This window comes from Azospirillum ramasamyi (assembly GCF_003233655.1).
Taxonomy (GTDB): Bacteria; Pseudomonadota; Alphaproteobacteria; order Azospirillales; family Azospirillaceae; genus Azospirillum; species Azospirillum ramasamyi.
This window is the reverse complement of the sequence record NZ_CP029829.1, coordinates 1,024,076-1,040,246: the sequence shown is the minus strand read 5'-3', so window position 1 is coordinate 1,040,246 and position 16,171 is coordinate 1,024,076. Positions and strand designations below refer to the sequence as shown.

At 66.8% G+C, this 16,171-nt stretch carries 20 protein-coding genes; 15 read left to right on the top strand and 5 right to left on the bottom strand.

Going from position 1 to position 16,171, the window contains the following annotated elements; genetic code table 11:
* Both DM194_RS04770 and DM194_RS04765 read left to right on the top strand, forming a co-directional pair.
* The gene (locus DM194_RS04770) at positions 1-561 is read left to right on the top strand and encodes a thermonuclease family protein (RefSeq protein WP_246024291.1); all 561 of its coding nucleotides are present in this window, start codon (positions 1-3) and stop codon (positions 559-561) included.
* 259 nt (positions 562-820) lie between these two features.
* Entirely contained in the window at positions 821-1,624 is an 804-nt protein-coding gene (locus tag DM194_RS04765) for a PhyR family response regulator anti-anti-sigma factor (protein ID WP_111066166.1), read from the top strand.
* 107 nt (positions 1,625-1,731) lie between these two features.
* Here DM194_RS04765 and DM194_RS04760 read toward each other — a convergent pair whose 3' ends face one another.
* Positions 1,732-1,989, bottom strand: a complete 258-nt coding sequence (locus DM194_RS04760; RefSeq protein WP_111066165.1) for a GlsB/YeaQ/YmgE family stress response membrane protein — start codon at positions 1,987-1,989, stop codon at positions 1,732-1,734.
* Positions 1,990-2,202: 213 nt separating this feature from the next.
* On the opposite strand from DM194_RS04760, the gene DM194_RS04755 reads away from it, so the two are divergent.
* Positions 2,203-2,610: a hypothetical protein gene (locus DM194_RS04755; protein ID WP_111066164.1), complete on the top strand. Its 408-nt coding sequence runs from the start codon at positions 2,203-2,205 to the stop codon at positions 2,608-2,610.
* A gap of 130 nt (positions 2,611-2,740) precedes the next feature.
* Here the strand turns inward: DM194_RS04755 and rpe are convergent, their stop codons facing one another.
* On the bottom strand, positions 2,741-3,394 hold the full coding sequence (rpe, locus tag DM194_RS04750) for a ribulose-phosphate 3-epimerase (RefSeq protein ID WP_111066163.1): 654 nt from the start codon (positions 3,392-3,394) through the stop codon (positions 2,741-2,743).
* Between the two features lie 245 nt (positions 3,395-3,639).
* On the opposite strand from rpe, the gene modA reads away from it, so the two are divergent.
* The 3 genes from modA to modC are packed head-to-tail and all read left to right on the top strand — an operon-like array spanning position 3,640 to position 6,280.
* The gene (gene modA, locus DM194_RS04745) at positions 3,640-4,449 is read left to right on the top strand and encodes a molybdate ABC transporter substrate-binding protein (protein ID WP_111066162.1); all 810 of its coding nucleotides are present in this window, start codon (positions 3,640-3,642) and stop codon (positions 4,447-4,449) included.
* A 10-nt stretch (positions 4,450-4,459) separates the two neighbouring features.
* Positions 4,460-5,155 carry a molybdate ABC transporter permease subunit gene (modB, locus tag DM194_RS04740; protein ID WP_111066161.1) on the top strand — a complete coding sequence of 232 codons (696 nt, stop codon included), beginning with the start codon at positions 4,460-4,462 and terminating at the stop codon, positions 5,153-5,155.
* 6 nt (positions 5,156-5,161) lie between these two features.
* Positions 5,162-6,280 (top strand): molybdenum ABC transporter ATP-binding protein, encoded by a 1,119-nt coding sequence (gene modC, locus DM194_RS04735; protein ID WP_111066160.1) that lies wholly within the window; start codon positions 5,162-5,164, stop codon positions 6,278-6,280.
* Positions 6,281-6,417: 137 nt separating this feature from the next.
* Here modC and DM194_RS28005 read toward each other — a convergent pair whose 3' ends face one another.
* The gene (locus tag DM194_RS28005; RefSeq protein WP_162629962.1) at positions 6,418-6,729 is read right to left on the bottom strand and encodes a hypothetical protein; all 312 of its coding nucleotides are present in this window, start codon (positions 6,727-6,729) and stop codon (positions 6,418-6,420) included.
* 395 nt (positions 6,730-7,124) lie between these two features.
* On the opposite strand from DM194_RS28005, the gene DM194_RS04725 reads away from it, so the two are divergent.
* From DM194_RS04725 to DM194_RS04685, 9 genes are all read left to right on the top strand, one after another.
* On the top strand, positions 7,125-7,496 hold the full coding sequence (locus DM194_RS04725; protein ID WP_176581368.1) for an FtsB family cell division protein: 372 nt from the start codon (positions 7,125-7,127) through the stop codon (positions 7,494-7,496).
* 192 nt (positions 7,497-7,688) lie between these two features.
* Positions 7,689-8,708, top strand: coding sequence for a pyruvate dehydrogenase (acetyl-transferring) E1 component subunit alpha (gene pdhA, locus DM194_RS04720; protein WP_111066159.1), 1,020 nt, complete (start codon positions 7,689-7,691; stop codon positions 8,706-8,708).
* Between the two features lie 120 nt (positions 8,709-8,828).
* Positions 8,829-10,244 carry a pyruvate dehydrogenase complex E1 component subunit beta gene (locus DM194_RS04715; RefSeq protein ID WP_111066158.1) on the top strand — a complete coding sequence of 472 codons (1,416 nt, stop codon included), beginning with the start codon at positions 8,829-8,831 and terminating at the stop codon, positions 10,242-10,244.
* 16 nt (positions 10,245-10,260) lie between these two features.
* Entirely contained in the window at positions 10,261-11,616 is a 1,356-nt protein-coding gene (locus DM194_RS04710; RefSeq protein ID WP_111066157.1) for a pyruvate dehydrogenase complex dihydrolipoamide acetyltransferase, read from the top strand.
* A 20-nt stretch (positions 11,617-11,636) separates the two neighbouring features.
* A complete protein-coding gene (locus tag DM194_RS04705; RefSeq protein ID WP_111066156.1) occupies positions 11,637-11,939 on the top strand; it encodes a chorismate mutase in 303 nt (100 codons plus the stop codon).
* A 15-nt stretch (positions 11,940-11,954) separates the two neighbouring features.
* A complete protein-coding gene (lpdA, locus tag DM194_RS04700) occupies positions 11,955-13,352 on the top strand; it encodes a dihydrolipoyl dehydrogenase (protein ID WP_111066155.1) in 1,398 nt (465 codons plus the stop codon).
* A gap of 43 nt (positions 13,353-13,395) precedes the next feature.
* On the top strand, positions 13,396-13,881 hold the full coding sequence (locus DM194_RS04695) for a DUF29 domain-containing protein (RefSeq protein WP_111066154.1): 486 nt from the start codon (positions 13,396-13,398) through the stop codon (positions 13,879-13,881).
* Between the two features lie 63 nt (positions 13,882-13,944).
* On the top strand, positions 13,945-14,901 hold the full coding sequence (gene lipA, locus DM194_RS04690) for a lipoyl synthase (protein WP_111066153.1): 957 nt from the start codon (positions 13,945-13,947) through the stop codon (positions 14,899-14,901).
* A 36-nt stretch (positions 14,902-14,937) separates the two neighbouring features.
* Positions 14,938-15,393 carry a type II toxin-antitoxin system RatA family toxin gene (locus tag DM194_RS04685; RefSeq protein ID WP_111066152.1) on the top strand — a complete coding sequence of 152 codons (456 nt, stop codon included), beginning with the start codon at positions 14,938-14,940 and terminating at the stop codon, positions 15,391-15,393.
* Between the two features lie 30 nt (positions 15,394-15,423).
* Here the strand turns inward: DM194_RS04685 and DM194_RS04680 are convergent, their stop codons facing one another.
* Together DM194_RS04680 and DM194_RS04675 are read right to left on the bottom strand one after the other, a co-directional pair.
* On the bottom strand, positions 15,424-15,612 hold the full coding sequence (locus DM194_RS04680; RefSeq protein ID WP_111066151.1) for a 4-oxalocrotonate tautomerase: 189 nt from the start codon (positions 15,610-15,612) through the stop codon (positions 15,424-15,426).
* Positions 15,613-15,653: 41 nt separating this feature from the next.
* On the bottom strand, positions 15,654-16,157 hold the full coding sequence (locus DM194_RS04675) for a CinA family protein (protein ID WP_111066150.1): 504 nt from the start codon (positions 16,155-16,157) through the stop codon (positions 15,654-15,656).
* Between the last annotated feature and the right edge of the window lie 14 nt (positions 16,158-16,171).

Sequence of the window (16,171 nt, the reverse complement as noted above, 5' to 3'; positions counted from 1 at the left end):
ATGAGGGGGAGGAAACTCGCACCGGCCGCGCTCGGCTGTCTGGTTCTCGGCAGTCTGGTCTTCTGCGGTCCCGCCGCGGCGCAGACCAATCAGGCCGCCAAGGGGCGCGGCCCTATCGCGAACACGCCGGACCAGACCATCAAGGGCGCCGCCATGGCGGTGGAGGGGGATCTGCTGACCGTCAACGGCACGGCCGTGCGGCTGATGGGCATCGACGCGCCGGATCCGGGACAGAAGTGCAAGAACCGCTACGGACATGAACTCGACTGCTTCAAGGTCGCCACCGCCGTCCTCGCCAACATGGTGAAGGGTGAGGAGGTGACCTGCACGATCACCGAACAGGATCGCACCGGTGAGAAGAAGGGCGAATGCCGGGTGCGCGGAGTCGATCTGGGGGCGGCGATGGTGTCGCGCGGCTGGGCTTTCCAGTATGCCAGCCTGTCGCCCGCCTACCAGAAGAGCGAGGCCTATGCCCAGAGCAAGCGGATGGGGCTGTGGGCCGGGCAGGTGGAGAAGCCTTGGCAGTGGCGCTCGCGCCAATTGCGCGAACGGGCAAAGTGAGCGGACCGCCTTTCGGACAGCCGGAGTTCTTCGTTCGGTTCCGGCCCTTCGGCAGTGGCCGACGTTGGAGGTGACCGACGGGCTGTGGTCCTTCGTTGGCGTTCCACACCCCCATTTCCCATTCGACCGCTCGGGATGGCATGCTAAGATTCCGCAAAGTTGAATAATGATCTCCACAGGCCGGCAGATTTGCCCGGTGAACGATCGGAGAGGTTGAATCCCAGAGCGTCAACTCCCGGAGGGGAGCGGAGTCACGGGTATGCTGGTTTACGAATGTGAACTTTTCGAAGTGGTGCCGATCCTGCGCCGCTATGCGCGGGCACTGACGGGCGCCACCGACCGTGGCGACGCGCTGGTGACCCGTTGCGTCGAGGCGGCGGTGATGGCGCCGTCCCGCTTCGGACTCGACCGCGGCGGCGAAGGGACGCGGCTGTCGATGTATGCGCTGCTGAACCTGCTGTTCGACCGTTCTCCGGAGGAGTTCGGCCCGCCCGGCCGGCCGCTGCCGTCGCCCCATCCCATCGAGCGCGCCCTGGCCGAACTGCCTGAGGCAGACCGCCGCCTGTATCTGCTGACCGCGCTGGAAGGGCTGAGCATCCGGCAGGCGGCGAAGGTGCTGCAGCTGACGGCGGGGGACTCCATCGACCGGCTGAAGGCCGCCCGCGCCCGCGTGCGCGCCGCGATGGTGCAGCGGGTGATGGTGGTCGAGGACAACGCCCTGCTGGCGATGGAGTTGGGCGAGCTGGTGGAAGACATGGGCCATGTCGTCTGCGGCACCGCCGGCAACGAGACGGAAGCGCTGGCCCTTCTGAAGTCGGAAAAGCCGACGCTGGCTCTGCTGGACGTAAGGCTGGCGGATGGCGGCAGCGGGATCGAGATCGCCCGCCGGCTGAAGCGCGTGCGCGACCTGCGCACCATCTTCGTCACCGCCTTCGACGACGACATCCGCGCGTTGGACGCCCGCCATCTCGGGCAGATCGTGCGCAAGCCCTTCACCAACGCCGGCATCCAGGCCGCCATCTCCCGCGCCATCTTCATGCCGCAGCCGGTGGCGCTGGCTTGACCGGTCCCGTCCGGCCAACCTCATGAAAAAAGGGACCTCCGCCGGTGCGTTGGCCCCTTTTTCCGTAGGCCGGCTTTTCAGCCAAGCCGCCTCGCAAGCCGTGTTCGTCACACAGTGTGCCGGCGGCCGGCGATCATGCGGTAGATGGCCAGGATGATGACCGCGCCGACGATGGCGCCGATGAAGCCCGCGCCTTCACCCGGCCGGTACCAGCCGACGGCGGCGCCCAGATATGTCGCCACGAAGGCGCCGGCGATGCCCAGCAGCGTGGTGATGATGAAGCCACCCGGATCGCGACCCGGCATCAGGAACTTGGCGACGATGCCGGCGAGAAAGCCGATGATGATCGTCCAGAGAATGCCCATGGTGATTTCCCTTCCGTTGCGGGACCGTCTTCCCATGCCCAATAACGGGTAAATCGGCGAATGGTTCTCTGCGCTGTGCGATCTTTTCGGGTAGGACGGTTTCGGATGCCTACATCCATTCGGGAACCTTTCGGGTGTCCGCGATGTTCTCCGCATCACGTTTCAGGCGCCGCACTTCGGTGCCGCCACGGACGATTGCTTGGGAGAACCGATATGAACAAGACTTTCGTTTTCACCGCTGTGGGTGCCGTTCTGCTGTCGACCGGCGCGATGGCCCAGGTGGCCGGTTCCGCGACGACGCCGCAGGCCGGTTCCAGCTATACCATGGGCTCGACGGCCGGCACGCCGCCGATGACCGCGCCGGCCCGCGGCCTGCCGGTGACCGACACGCCGCAGGGCGGCAAGGTCGTGGTGCTGGGCGAGGGAATCGGCGAGCGCCAGCTTGCCGAGCAGCAGCGGATGGAGCAGATGCGCTCCGGCGGATACTCTGGTTCCAGCACCGGGACCTATGGCTATGACAGCACCGGGTCCAGCTATTCGCGATCCGGTTCCCAGACCGACGGCAACATGAGCACCCGCGGTATGGACGGCGGTGCGCCCTACACTCCGCCCACCCGCTGATTTGAGCGGCGCTGATTGGACCGGCCGGCCGGCGTGACCGATCCGGCCTGAAGCGAAGCGGCCCCGCAACGCCTTCGAGGAGGAGGCGCTGCGGGGCCGCTGTCGTTTGGCCGCTGCCGGTTGGGGCGTATCAGCGCAGCGCGCGGATGTTGGCGGCGTACTGCTCCGGTCCGCCGGTGAAGGTGGCGGTGCCGGCGACCAGAACGTCGGCGCCGGCCTCGATCGCAAGACGGGCGGTCTCCGGGTTGATGCCGCCGTCGACCTCAAGGTCGATCTGCTTGCCCAGCGCGTCGATGCGGGCGCGCAGGTCGCGGATCTTCGGCAGCTGGCTCTTGATGAAGCTCTGACCGCCGAAGCCGGGGTTGACCGTCATCACCAGGACGAGGTCGATGTCCTCAAGCACATGCTGGATGGCGTCCACCGGCGTCGCCGGGTTCAGCGACACGCCGGCCTTCTTGCCCAGCGACTTGATCAGCTGGATCGTCCGGTGCAGGTGCGGCCCGGCTTCGGGATGGACGGTGATGATGTCGGCGCCGGCCTTGGCGAATTCCGGAACGAACAGGTCCACCGGCGAGATCATCAGATGGACGTCGAAGACTTTGGCCGAATGCGGCCGCAGCGCCTTCACCACGCCCGGCCCGATGGTGAGGTTCGGGACGAAATGCCCGTCCATCACGTCGATGTGGATGTAGTCGGCGCCGGCGGCGTCGACCGCGCGGACCTCCTCGCCCAGCCGGGCGAAGTCGGCGGAGAGAATAGAGGGGGAAATCTTCACGGCGCGCATGGGAGGTTCCTGAAGCAGATGGGGGGCTGGGACCGGGTCCGAGTCGCCGCACTTCCTATCACGGCGCGGCGCGGCAAGTCATGACATGATGTGAAACCCCCTTTGCAGTCCGGAAATGGCGGCCGCGAAAGGCCCCCCGGCACGGAACCGGCAGCGCGAACCCGGCCGTTTGCCCTTTACCGCAACCGCGAAGCGTTGTATTCATTTGGATATAGCTTGAGCGTCAAGCACGGCAGGAGGTGGCGATGGTTGATATGCGTTCGATCCTGGGGCGGAGCAGGGTCAGGCAGGCGGTTTCGGCGGCGGTTCTGGGCTTCGGCCTCACCCTCGCGGCCCCGGCGGCGATGGCGCAGGATGTGCTGGTCCTGGCCGCCGCCTCCACCAAGAATGCGGTGGACAAGCTTGCGGCCCAGTTCAAGGCGAAGTCCGGCCTTTCGGTCACCTCGTCCTTCGCCGCATCCTCCGCCCTCGCCAAGCAGATCGAGAACGATGCGCCGGCCGACATCTTCATCTCGGCCGATCTCGACTGGATGGATTATTTGCAGAAGCGCGATCTGATCAAGACCGGCAGCCGGACGAACCTGCTGGGGAACGAACTGGTTGTGGTGGTGCCGAAGGGGACGGCGCTGAAGCCGGATCTGTCCAAGGGCGGCAAGCTCGCGGAACAGCTGGGCGACGGGCGGCTCGCCACCGGCGACCCGTCGAACGTTCCGGTCGGGAAGTACGCCAAGGCGGCGTTGGAGTCTCTCGGCCAGTGGCAGGCGGTCGAGCCGAGGCTGGCGCGGGCAGACAGCGTGCGGGCGGCGCTGATGCTGGTCAGCCGGGGTGAGGTGCCTATGGGCATCGTCTATCGCACCGATGCCGCCATCGATCCGGGGGTGGAGGTGGCGGCCGTGTTCCCGCCGGACAGTTATCCGCCCATCACCTATCCGGCAGCGCTGGTGGCGGCATCCAAAAGCTCCGCCGCCGCCGCCTTCCTCGACTACATGAAATCGCCGGAGGGCATGGCGGTGTGGAAGGAATTCGGCTTCGTTCCGGCCCCCAAAGCACCGTAAGCTCCGCGGCATGGATATCCTGACGCCGATGGAGACCACCGCGTTGCTGCTGAGCCTGCGTGTCGCGGGCGTCGCCATCGCATTGGGGTTGCCTGCTGCCGTGCTCGCCGCCTGGGTTCTCGGGCGCTATAACTTTCCAGGCAAGACGCTGGTCGATGGGCTGGTCCATCTTCCGCTGGTCCTGCCGCCGGTGGTCACCGGCTATATCCTGCTGGTGACCATGGGAACCAAGGGGGTGGTCGGCGGCTGGCTGTACCAGACCTTCGGCATCAAGCTGATCTTCACGGCGGAAGGCGCGTCGCTGGCGGTCGCCGTGACGTCATTCCCGCTGATGGTGCGCGCCATCCGCCTGTCGGTGGAGGCGATCGACGGCGGGCTGGAGGCGGCGGCGCGCACGCTGGGCGCCGGGCCGGTCGACCGCTTCTTCACCATCCTGCTGCCGCTGATGGCTCCCGGCCTGCTGTCCGGCGCCATCGTCGCCTTCGCCGCGGCGATGGGCGAGTTCGGGGCGGTCATCACCTTCGTGTCCAACATCCCCGGCCAGACGCAGACCCTGCCGCTGGCGATCTATGCCGCGACCCAGGAGCCGGGCGGCGACGCGGTGGCGGCGCGGCTGGCGGCCATCTCCTTCGGTGTCGCCCTGATCGCGCTGATGCTGTCGGAATTCCTGGCGCACCGCGTCCGCCGGCTGATCGGGCAGACGTGACCGACCATGCTTGACCTTTCGATCCGCCAGACGCTCGGCGCCTTCACGCTCGACATCGCCTTCACCGCCGAGGAGCGCGGGGTGACCGCCCTGTTCGGCCGCTCCGGCTCCGGCAAGACATCCGTCATCAACGCCATCGCCGGTCTGACGCGGCCCGATGCCGGACACATCCGCATCGGCGGCACCGTCTTCTTCGACAGCGCGCGGCGCATCGACGTGCCGGTGGAAAAGCGGCGCATCGGCTATGTCTTCCAGGATGCGCGGCTGTTCCCGCACATGACCGTGCGCAGCAATCTGGAGTTCGGCCTGCGCCGGGTTCCGGCGGCGGAGCGGCGCATCGCCTTCGATCCGGTGGTGGAACTGCTGGGGCTGGGCCATCTGCTGGACCGCCGTCCGCGCGGGCTGTCGGGCGGGGAGAAGCAGCGTGTCGCCTTCGGCCGCGCCCTGCTGGCACAGCCGCGCCTGCTGCTGATGGACGAGCCGATGGCGTCGCTCGACGCCGCCCGCAAGGGGGAGATCATGCCCTATATCGAGCGGCTGCGCGACGAGATGAACATCCCCATCGTCATGGTCAGCCACGCGCTGGACGAGGTGGTGCGGCTCGCCACCACGATGGTGCTGATCGGGGAGGGCAGGGTGCGCGCCGTAGGGCCGGTGGGCACGGTGATGGGCCGGCTCGACCTGTCGGCGTCGACCGGTGCGCAGGATGCCGGCGCGGTGCTGGACCTGACGGTGGAGCGTCACATTCCCGACGACGGGCTGAGCGTGCTGGCCTTCGACGGCGGGCATCTGACCGTCCCGCGGGTGGAACGTGCGCCGGGCGCACCGGTGCGCCTGCACATCCATGCCCGCGACGTCATCGTCGCCCTGCAGCAGCCGTCCGGCATGAGCGTGCGCAACGCGCTGGCGGCGACCGTGGTGGAGGTCGCCGAGTCGGGACCGTCCTCCGCAGACGTGCGGCTGGCGGTTGGCGGTTCATTCCTGATCGCGCGCATTACCCGTGCGGCCGTCCGGGAGCTGGATTTGAGTCCCGGACGGCCCGTGGTGGCGCTGGTGAAGGGCATCGCCTTCGAACCGGGCGGCACCGGCGCGCCCGCGGAAGGGCGGCGGGTGGTGGATGTGTGACCCGGTCCGGCCATTGGAAACATGGCCGTTGGAAGCATGGCCGTTGGAAACACGGCGGTTTTAAGCACGGCGGTTGAAAACGCCCCTCTCCCGGAATGGGAGAGGGGGTGTTCCGCGGGCTTGACGAAGGCCCGACTTTACTGGGTGCCCGACGAGGTGGACGAGCCGCCGGTGCTGGCGCCGCCGCCGGCCGACCCGCCGGCCGTGGAGCCGCCCGGCACCGTGGTGGTGGCGCCGCTCCTCTCGTTCATCGAGTTGCCGGAGGTTCCGCCCTGAACCGGAACTCCGGTGGAGGGCGGCGGGGTCGTGGTGGAGCCGCTGCTGGACCCGCTGCTCGTGGTCGGGCTGCTCTGGTTCGTCGCGTTGGAGTTCTGGGCGTTCTGGTCGTCGCAGGCCGCCAGCCCCAGAAGCAGGGCGGGGAGGGCCGCGATCAGAAACTTGCTGCGCATGGAGTGTATCTCCTCAGCCATTGGGCGGCGCCGCTCTGGAATCCGGCAACCGAAAGCGCATTCGCTAGCCCGGTGCGGCTCCGGCAACGCCGTGCCGGTCCAAACACGCCACCGCCGGTTTCATTCCATTCGTCCTTAGCACTATGTCGAGTGGGTGCCGTGCAGCGACGGCCCCGGGCGCACCGGCCGGGCGGCCGGAATCCTCCACGCATTCCCCCACGCATTCCCCCACCGGCAGGCACGGAAACTTTCACGATACGTTCTGAAAACTTGTGGCGTGGCCGTGGTAGGTACCCATTACTGGGTTGCGCAAAGAACACGACACTTTTGCGACTTGCCTGTTCCATCTTTTTCGTTTGACCGGTGGAAAGCCGCTGTGATTCCATCCTCGGACCATGACGATGTTCGCCGACTTCACCGACACGCTCGCCCGCGCCGCCAAAAGCGCGATTCGCCAAGCAATCATGCCGGCGCTGTGCGCCTGTGTGGTCGCCTACTTCGCCTACTACGCGATCCATGGCGATCGCGGGCTGGTGGCGATGAAGCAGATCCAGGGGGAGATCGCCCAGGCCGAAGAGGTCCTGACCCAACTCCGCACCGAACGGGAGGAGATGGAGAGGCGCGCCCAGCTTCTGCGCAGCGACGGGCTCGATCCCGACATGCTGGAGGAGCGGGCGCGGCTGATGCTGAACTTCTCCAACCCGCGCGACGTCATCGTCAAGCTGCCGAAACTGGTCGAGCCTGAAGGGGGCGCGGCACAGAAGTAGGGGAAATCAGCAGATTAACCGAATTCCGGTTAATCGAAAATAGCGCTGCAAAAACAGATATTTGCGCGAGCTTCAAAGCTCGTGTAGTGTGCGCGCCATATTCGCTTCCGGTGCGGGCTTTCGCACGCCCGCAACGCGCGGCGGCAAGGGCTGTTGTAAGGCCCAATGCCGCTTGAACCCTGGGGAGGAATCATGGCCGCGTCCCGACGCCGTCCGACCAAGGCGCAGACCGACACCGCGCCCGCTCAAGCCGTCTCTTCCGAAGAACTTCTTCATTACTACCGCGAGATGCTGCTGATCCGCCGCTTCGAAGAGAAGGCGGGCCAGCTGTACGGCATGGGCCTGATCGGCGGCTTCTGCCATCTCTACATCGGCCAGGAAGCCGTCGTGGTCGGCGTGCAGGCCGCGCTGAAGCAGGGCGACACCGTCATCACCAGCTACCGCGACCACGGCCACATGCTGGCCTGCGGCATGGAAGCCAAGGGCGTGATGGCCGAGCTGACCGGCCGCATCGGAGGCTACTCCAAGGGCAAGGGCGGCTCGATGCACATGTTCAGCCGCGAGAAGAACTTCTACGGCGGCCACGGCATCGTCGGCGGCCAGGTTCCGCTCGGCACCGGCCTGGCCTTCGCTCACAAGTACCTGAATGACGGCGGCGTCTCCGCGGTCTATTGCGGCGACGGCGCGATCAACCAGGGCCAGGTGTACGAGAGCTTCAACATGGCGGCGCTGTGGAAGCTGCCGGTGCTGTTCGTCATCGAAAACAACAAGTATGCCATGGGCACCTCGCAGGAGCGCGCCTCGGCCGGTGAACTGCACCAGCGCGGCGCCGCCTACGGCATCCCCGGCTATCAGGTCAACGGGATGGACGTGCTCGAGGTCAAGGCCGCCGCCGACCAGTGGGTGAACTACATCCGCGAGGGCAACGGCCCGGTCATCCTGGAGATGAAGACCTACCGCTACCGCGGCCACTCCATGTCCGATCCGGCCAAGTACCGGACGAAGGAGGAGGTCGAGAAGATGCGGTCGGAGTCCGATCCCATCGACCAGCTGAAGGCCAAGCTGCTGGGCGGCGGCCACGCCGACGAGGACAAGCTGAAGGAGATCGATCGCGAGGTGAAGGCGATCGTCATCGAATCGGCCGAGTTCGCGCAGCAGAGCCCCGAGCCCGATCCGTCGGAACTGTGGACCGACATCCTGGTCGAGACCTGATCGTCGAATCCACCGTCTGGTCCTGACGTCAACGAAAAGCAGGAGCGGCGCCGGCCGGAACGGGTTGCCCCCGGATTGGGAGCGGCAACCGGATTCCCCCGCGCCGCCGGAGGTTGAGGAATGCCGATCGAAGTGCTGATGCCGGCCCTGTCGCCCACCATGACCGAGGGCAAGCTGGCGAAATGGCTGAAGAAGGAAGGCGATTCGGTGAAGTCCGGCGACGTGCTCGCCGAGATCGAGACCGACAAGGCCACCATGGAAGTCGAGGCGGTCGATGAAGGCCGCGTCGGCCGCATCCTGGTGCCGGAAGGCACCGACAACGTCGCGGTGAACACCCCCATCGCCATCCTGCTGGAAGAAGGCGAGGACGAGAGCGCGCTGACCAAGGGCGGCAACGCTCCGGCAACGCCCGGCCCGACCAACGCCGTCCCGGCCTCCGAAGAGACCCTGGCCGCCCCGTCGGCGGTGCAGGCTCCGGCGGCCGCCCCGGCTCCGACCGTGCCGGCCGCCCCGGCGTCGGTCCCGGATTCGGACGAGGACAAGTTCTTCGCCAAGACCGTGAAGAAGACGGTCCGCGAGGCGCTGCGCGACGCGATGGCCGAGGAAATGCGCCGCGACGACAAGGTCTTCGTCATGGGCGAGGAGGTCGCGCAGTACCAGGGCGCCTACAAGGTGACCCAGGGCCTGCTGCAGGAGTTCGGCGAGCGTCGCGTCATCGACACGCCCATCACCGAGATCGGCTTCGCCGGTCTGGGCGTCGGCGCCTCCTTCAAGGGGCTGAAGCCGATCGTCGAGTTCATGACCTTCAACTTCGCCATGCAGGCGATCGACCACATCATCAACTCCGCCGCCAAGACGCTGTACATGTCCGGCGGCCAGATGGGCAGCCCGATCGTCTTCCGCGGCCCGAACGGCGCCGCCGCCCGCGTCGCCGCCCAGCACTCGCAGTGCTATGCCTCGTGGTACGCCCACTGCCCGGGCCTGAAGGTCGTCTCGCCCTGGTCGGCGGCCGACGCCAAGGGCCTGCTGAAGGCGGCGATCCGCGATCCGAACCCGGTCGTCTTCCTGGAGAACGAGATTCTCTACGGCCAGAGCTTCGAGGTGCCGGAGGACGAGGAATTCGTCCTGCCGATCGGCAAGGCCAAGATCGAGCGCGCCGGCAAGGACGTGACGATCACCGCCTTCTCGATCATGGTCGGCCATGCGCTGGCCGCCGCCGAGGAACTGGCGAAGGAAGGCATCGACGCGGAGGTCATCAACCTGCGCACGATCCGTCCGCTGGACACCGCCACCATCGTCAACAGCGTCAAGAAGACCAACCGCCTCGTCTCCGTCGAGGAGGGCTGGCCCTTCGCCGGCATCGGTTCGGAAATGTGCGCGCTGATGATGGAGCAGGCGTTCGACTACCTCGACGCGCCGGTGGCCCGCGTGGCCGGCAAGGACGTGCCGATGCCCTACGCCGCCAACCTGGAAAAGCTGGCGCTGCCGCAGGTCGCCGACATCGTCATGGCCGCCAAGCAAGCCTGCTATCGCTGAGAGGAGGGCTGATAGGATGACCGTTCAGATTCTGATGCCCGCCCTCTCGCCCACGATGACCGAGGGCAACCTCGCCAAGTGGCTGAAGAAGGAAGGCGACACGGTGAAGTCCGGCGACGTGCTCGCCGAGATCGAGACCGACAAGGCCACCATGGAAGTCGAAGCGGTCGATGAAGGCCGCATCGGCAAGATCCTGGTCCCGGCCGGCAGCCAGGGCGTGGCGGTGAATACCCCCATCGCCATCCTGCTGGAAGAGGGCGAGGACGAGAGCGCGCTGGCCTCGGCCGGCTCGTCTCCCGCCCCGGCTCCCGCCGCCGCACCGGCTGCGGCTCCCGCTCCGGCGGCCGCCCCGGCCACAGCGGCTCCGGCCCCGGCTCCTGCCGCGGCTCCCGCCGCCGCTCCGGCCCCGGCGGCTTCCGGCCAGCGCGTGTTCGCCAGCCCGCTGGCCCGCCGCATCGCCGAACAGGCCGGCGTGGACCTGAAGACCGTCAAGGGCAGCGGCCCGCACGGCCGCATCGTCAAGGCCGACGTGGAAGCCGCCAAGGCCGCCGGCCCCGCCAAGGCCGCCGCTGCTCCGGCCCAGGCTTCGACGGCTGCTCCGGCCACCGCCGCGCCGGCTCCCGCCGCCGCTCCGGCCCCGGCGAAGGCCGAGGGCGTGGACGCGAAGGCGCTCGCCGACAAGCTGGGCATGGCCTACACCGCCGTGCCGAACAGCGGCATGCGCAAGACCATCGCCAAGCGCCTGAGCGAGGTGACGCGCACGGTCCCCGACTATTACCTGACGGTGGATGTCGAGATCGATGCGCTGATGAAGGTCCGTGCCGAGCTGAACGGCCGGTCGGACGCCTACAAGCTGTCGGTGAACGACTTCATCATCCGCGCCGTGGCGCTGGCGCTGAAGAAGGTCCCGGCGCTGAACGCCGCCTGGACCGACGAGGCGATGCTGCAGTTCCAGCATGCCGACATCTCGGTCGCCGTCGCCACCCCGACCGGGCTGATCACCCCGATCGTCAAGAAGGCGGAGACCAAGGGGCTGGCCGACATCTCCAACGAGATGAAGGCTCTGGCCAAGAAGGCGCGCGACAACGCGCTGAAGCCGGAAGAGTATCAGGGCGGCACCATCTCCATCTCCAACCTGGGCATGATGGGGATCAAGCAGTTCGCGGCGATCATCAACCCGCCGCAGGCCTGCATCCTGGCCGTCGGCGCCAGCGAACAGCGTCCGGTGGTGAAGGACGGCGCCCTGGCCATCGCCACGGTGATGAGCCTGACCGGCACCTTCGACCACCGCGTGGCCGATGGCGCCGTCGGTGCGGAATTCCTTGCGGCAGTGAAGAAGCTGCTCGAGGATCCGCTCTCGATGCTGCTCTGATGGTTTGAGGATCCGGTTCCATGTCGAAAAGCCTTGCCCCGCTCCGCGCCGAGATCGACGCCATCGACGACGAGATCGTCGCCCTGCTGGGCAAGCGCCTGTCCGTCGTCCACCGCGTTGCAGCGGTGAAGATGGCGGAGAACCTGCCGGCCGTCCTGCCCGACCGCGTGGAAGCGGTCAAGCGGCGGGCGGCCGAGGCGGGCCTGGCCTACGGCCTGGATCCGGACTTCATGGCCACCCTGTACCAGACGATCATCGACGAGGCGGGCCGGGTCGAGGAAGGCATCTTTGCCGCCGGCCCCGAGGATGCGCCTCGCTCCTGAATGGGGAGAACACCCTTGGCCGACATGAATTACGACGTCATCGTCATCGGCGGCGGGCCGGGCGGTTACGTGGCGGCGATCCGCGCCGCGCAGCTGGGCCTGCACACCGCGGTCATCGAGCGTGAGAACCTGGGCGGCATCTGCCTGAACTGGGGCTGCATCCCGACCAAGGCGCTGCTGCGCTCGGCCGAGGTGCTGCATCTCGCCAAGCACGCCGCCGACTACGGTCTGGTGATCCAGAACCCGTCCTTCGACCTGGACAAGGTCGTCGCCCGCTCGCGCAAGGTCGCCGGGCAATTGAACAGCGGCGTCAAGCACCTGCTGAAGAAGAACAAGGTCGCGGTGATCGAAGGCACGGCCAAGCTGATCGGCAAGGGTCAGGTCGCGGTCACCAAGGGCGAGGCCCCGGTCGGCACCTTCGGCGCCAAGCACATCATCATCGCCACCGGGGCCCGCGCCCGCACGCTGCCGGGGCTGGAGGATGACGGCAAGCTGGTCTGGACCTATCGCAAGGCGATGACCCCGGATTCCATGCCGAAGTCGCTGCTGGTCATCGGCTCCGGCGCCATCGGCATCGAATTCGCCAGCTTCTACAACGCTTTGGGCGCCAAGGTCACCGTGGTCGAGGTGATGGACCGCATCCTTCCGGTGGAGGATGAGGAAATCTCCGCAATGGCCCGTAAAGCCTTCGAAAAGCAGGGCATGCGCATCATCACCGGCGGCAAGGCCGGCAACCTGCGCAAGGCCGCCGACAGCGTGACCGTGGCCGTCGAGGCCGGCGGCAAGACCGAGGACATCACGGTCGACCGCGTCATCGTCGCCGTCGGCATCAGCCCGAACACCGAGGGGCTGGGGCTGGAGAACACCAAGGTCAAGACCGACCGCGGCCACATCCAGACCAACGCCATGTGCGAGACCGACGAGCCGGGCGTGTACGCCATCGGCGACGTGACCGGCGCCCCCTGGCTCGCCCACAAGGCCAGCCACGAAGGCGTGATCGTGGCCGAACACATTGCCGGCAAGCATCCGCATGCGCTGAACGTCCGCAACATCCCGGGCTGCACCTACTCGCACCCGCAGATCGCGTCGGTCGGCCTGACGGAGAAGAAGGCTCGGGAAGCCGGCTACGAGATCAAGGTCGGCCGCTTCCCCTTCATCGGCAACGGCAAGGCCATCGCGCTCGGCGAGCCGGAAGGCATGATCAAGACCATCTTCGACGCCAAGACCGGCGAGATGCTGGGCGCCCACATGATCGGCGCGGAAGTGACCGAGCTGATCCAGGGCTACGGCATCGCCAAGTCTTCGGAGCTGACCGAGGCCGAACTGATGCATACGGTGTTCCCGCACCCGACCCTGTCGGAAATGATGCATGAGTCGGTCCTTGATGCCTATGGCCGTGCGATCCACTTTTAAATAAGATTTTCCGAGGTGACGTTTTTCCCCTTTGGACGGAGCCATGGACCGCAGCAGCGCCGCTTATGACGAGGATTTCTACGCCTGGACCCAAGCCCAGGCGCAGGAGCTTCGCCGTGCCGGCGCCGAGCGGAACAATGCCCCGGTCGATTGGGAGAACGTCGCCGAGGAGATCGAGAGCATGGGCCGCAGCCAGAAATCCGAGATCGACAGCCGTTTGCGGGTTCTCCTGACCCATCTGTTGAAATGGCTGTTCTGCCCGGACCTGCGCGAGCGGTGCGAGCGCGGCTGGCGGCGGACGATCCGCGAGCAGCGTGACCGGCTGGTGGATGAGATCGCCGCCAGTCCCAGCTTGCGGCCCCACATCGCCTCGATGTTCGACAAGACCTACCGAAAGGCCCGGCTGGATGCCGCCGACGAGGCGGATACCCCGGACGGCCATTTCCCGGTCAAGTCGCCTTTCACGCTTGACCAGGCGCTCGATCCGGCCTATCCGGCCGAACTGTTTCCGCCGGAATGGCGGGTTTGACACCCTCATCGCATCTATTTGTCGGGGCCGGGGCATCGCGTCGGCCGTCGGGAGCTTTAGACCATGACCCTCGTCGACCAGACCGAGAAGCTGCGCCACCCCGAAAAGGCCCATAAGCCCGACAACCCGATCCAGCGCAAACCGGCCTGGATCCGGGTCAAAGCGCCGATGAGCCAGGAATACAACGAAACCCGCCAACTGATGCGCGGGCTGAAGCTGAACACCGTGTGCGAAGAGGCCGCCTGCCCGAACATCGGGGAGTGCTGGAAGCACAAGCACGCCACCTTCATGATCCTGGGCTCGATCTGCACGCGCGGCTGCGCCTTCTGCAATGTCGAGACCGGGCGGCCGGACCTGCTGGACCCGCATGAGCCGGACAATGTGGCCGAGGCGGTCGGCAAGCTCAAGCTCAGCCATGTGGTCATCACCTCGGTCGACCGCGACGATCTGGCCGACGGCGGCGCCGAGCATTTCGCCCGCACCATCCGCGCCGTCCGCGCCGCCTCGCCGGAAACGACCATCGAGATCCTCACCCCCGACTTCCAGAAGAAGAAGGGTGCGGTCGAGGTGGTGGTGGAGGCCAAGCCCGACGTCTTCAACCACAATCTGGAGACGGTTCCCCGCCTGTACCCCAACATCCGTCCGGGCGCGCGCTATTTCGCCTCGCTGCAGCTGCTGGCGCGGGTGAAGGAACTCGACCCGACCATCTTCACCAAGTCCGGCCTGATGGTCGGGCTGGGCGAGACGAAGGAGGAGATCGGGCAGGTGATGGATGATCTGCGCTCCGCCGATGTGGACTTTCTGACGATTGGGCAGTATCTCCAGCCGACGCCCAAGCATGCGGCGGTGGATCGCTTCGTGACTCCCGAGGAGTTCGACGGTTATTCCACTGTCGGCCGCGGCAAGGGCTTCCTGCTGGTGGCCTCGTCGCCACTGACGCGCTCGTCCTATCATGCGGGCGCCGATTTCGAGAAGCTGCGCGAAGCCCGGCTGCGCAAGCTGGGGGTCGCGGCCGCCTGATGCAGGCGGCTCAATAAGAAAGGATATGGTACGGGCATGCCCACGCACGCGGAAAAGAAGGTTCTTCCCTACACGCCCCGGCAGATGTACGACCTTGTCGCCGACGTGGAGAAGTATCCGGAGTTTCTGCCCTGGTGCCTGGCGGCCCGAATCCGCAAGCGCGAAGACAACGTCATGTTCGCGGACCTGATCATCGGCTTCAAGATGGTCCGCGAACGCTTCACCTCGCGGGTGGAGCTGAACGAATCCGCCTGCCGCATCGACGTGCAGTACACCGACGGGCCGTTCCAGTACCTGAACAACCACTGGATCTTCAACGACCATCCCGGCGGCTGCTGCGTCGACTTCTTCGTCGATTTCGAGTTCCGCTCGAAGATGCTGCAGAAGATCATGGGCCTGCTGTTCAACGAAGCGGTGCGCCGCATGGTGCAGGCCTTCGAGACGCGGGCGGCGCAGCTGTATGGGCCGGGCAGGGCGACGCAACCGGCGTGACGCCCTGCGGGCCTGATGAAAGCGGCCGGGTCAGGTCTTGTCCGACCACAGCTCCCCGCCGCTGGCCCAGTCGCTCTTCTTCACATCCTGGAAGATGATGTCCACCGCCGCGGGCGAGCAGCCGAGCACCTTCACGGTCGCCTCGGTCAGCGCCTTGGCGTATTCGCGCTTCTGCTCGGTCGTGCGGCCTTCGAAAAGCTGGATATTGATGGTCGGCATCCAAATTTTTCCTTATTCATGAAGAGTTTGTACGTGATTCTTCAGCGCAGGCTTTCAGCCGGACGGGCCGACCGCAGCCGCTCCAACGCCGACTGGACGGTCGCCATCCGCACGGCGTCACGGTCGCCGGGGAAGGTGTATTCCTTGGCCTTGGCCGCACCGCCGCGCACCGCGGTGGCGATATAGACGCGGCCGACCGGCTTGGTCTCGGTGGCGCCGCCGGGGCCGGCGATTCCCGTCACCGCCACGGTCACGTCCGCCCGCGACTTCGCCAGCGCGCCCACCGCCATCGCGACCGCGACCTCCGGGCTGACGGCGCCATGGGCATGCAGCAGGCTGGCCGGAACGCCGAGCATCTCGGTCTTGGCGATGTTGGTGTAGGTGACGAAGCCGCGGTCCACCACCTTGGACGATCCGGCGATGTCGGTCAGCGCACCGGCGATCAGCCCGCCGGTGCAGGACTCGGCGGTGGCGATCATGTGGCCGGCAAGGCCGTATTCGGCCAGAGTCTGGGCTGCAAGCTCGCGGATGGTCTCGGGAAACATGGCGGCCTCTCCCG

What these genes read in the sequence shown, in the direction of transcription:
- DM194_RS04770 (WP_246024291.1), top strand. Translation starts at nt 1, where the DNA reads ATGAGGGGGAGGAAACTCGCACCGGCCGCGCTCGGCTGTCTGGTTCTC.
- DM194_RS04765 (WP_111066166.1), top strand. Translation starts at nt 821, where the DNA reads ATGCTGGTTTACGAATGTGAACTTTTCGAAGTGGTGCCGATCCTGCGC.
- DM194_RS04760 (WP_111066165.1), bottom strand. Translation starts at nt 1,989, where the DNA reads ATGGGCATTCTCTGGACGATCATCATCGGCTTTCTCGCCGGCATCGTC.
- DM194_RS04755 (WP_111066164.1), top strand. Translation starts at nt 2,203, where the DNA reads ATGAACAAGACTTTCGTTTTCACCGCTGTGGGTGCCGTTCTGCTGTCG.
- rpe (WP_111066163.1), bottom strand. Translation starts at nt 3,394, where the DNA reads ATGCGCGCCGTGAAGATTTCCCCCTCTATTCTCTCCGCCGACTTCGCC.
- modA (WP_111066162.1), top strand. Translation starts at nt 3,640, where the DNA reads ATGGTTGATATGCGTTCGATCCTGGGGCGGAGCAGGGTCAGGCAGGCG.
- modB (WP_111066161.1), top strand. Translation starts at nt 4,460, where the DNA reads ATGGATATCCTGACGCCGATGGAGACCACCGCGTTGCTGCTGAGCCTG.
- modC (WP_111066160.1), top strand. Translation starts at nt 5,162, where the DNA reads ATGCTTGACCTTTCGATCCGCCAGACGCTCGGCGCCTTCACGCTCGAC.
- DM194_RS28005 (WP_162629962.1), bottom strand. Translation starts at nt 6,729, where the DNA reads ATGCGCAGCAAGTTTCTGATCGCGGCCCTCCCCGCCCTGCTTCTGGGG.
- DM194_RS04725 (WP_176581368.1), top strand. Translation starts at nt 7,125, where the DNA reads ATGACGATGTTCGCCGACTTCACCGACACGCTCGCCCGCGCCGCCAAA.
- pdhA (WP_111066159.1), top strand. Translation starts at nt 7,689, where the DNA reads ATGGCCGCGTCCCGACGCCGTCCGACCAAGGCGCAGACCGACACCGCG.
- DM194_RS04715 (WP_111066158.1), top strand. Translation starts at nt 8,829, where the DNA reads ATGCCGATCGAAGTGCTGATGCCGGCCCTGTCGCCCACCATGACCGAG.
- DM194_RS04710 (WP_111066157.1), top strand. Translation starts at nt 10,261, where the DNA reads ATGACCGTTCAGATTCTGATGCCCGCCCTCTCGCCCACGATGACCGAG.
- DM194_RS04705 (WP_111066156.1), top strand. Translation starts at nt 11,637, where the DNA reads ATGTCGAAAAGCCTTGCCCCGCTCCGCGCCGAGATCGACGCCATCGAC.
- DM194_RS04695 (WP_111066154.1), top strand. Translation starts at nt 13,396, where the DNA reads ATGGACCGCAGCAGCGCCGCTTATGACGAGGATTTCTACGCCTGGACC.
- lipA (WP_111066153.1), top strand. Translation starts at nt 13,945, where the DNA reads ATGACCCTCGTCGACCAGACCGAGAAGCTGCGCCACCCCGAAAAGGCC.
- DM194_RS04685 (WP_111066152.1), top strand. Translation starts at nt 14,938, where the DNA reads ATGCCCACGCACGCGGAAAAGAAGGTTCTTCCCTACACGCCCCGGCAG.
- DM194_RS04680 (WP_111066151.1), bottom strand. Translation starts at nt 15,612, where the DNA reads ATGCCGACCATCAATATCCAGCTTTTCGAAGGCCGCACGACCGAGCAG.
- DM194_RS04675 (WP_111066150.1), bottom strand. Translation starts at nt 16,157, where the DNA reads ATGTTTCCCGAGACCATCCGCGAGCTTGCAGCCCAGACTCTGGCCGAA.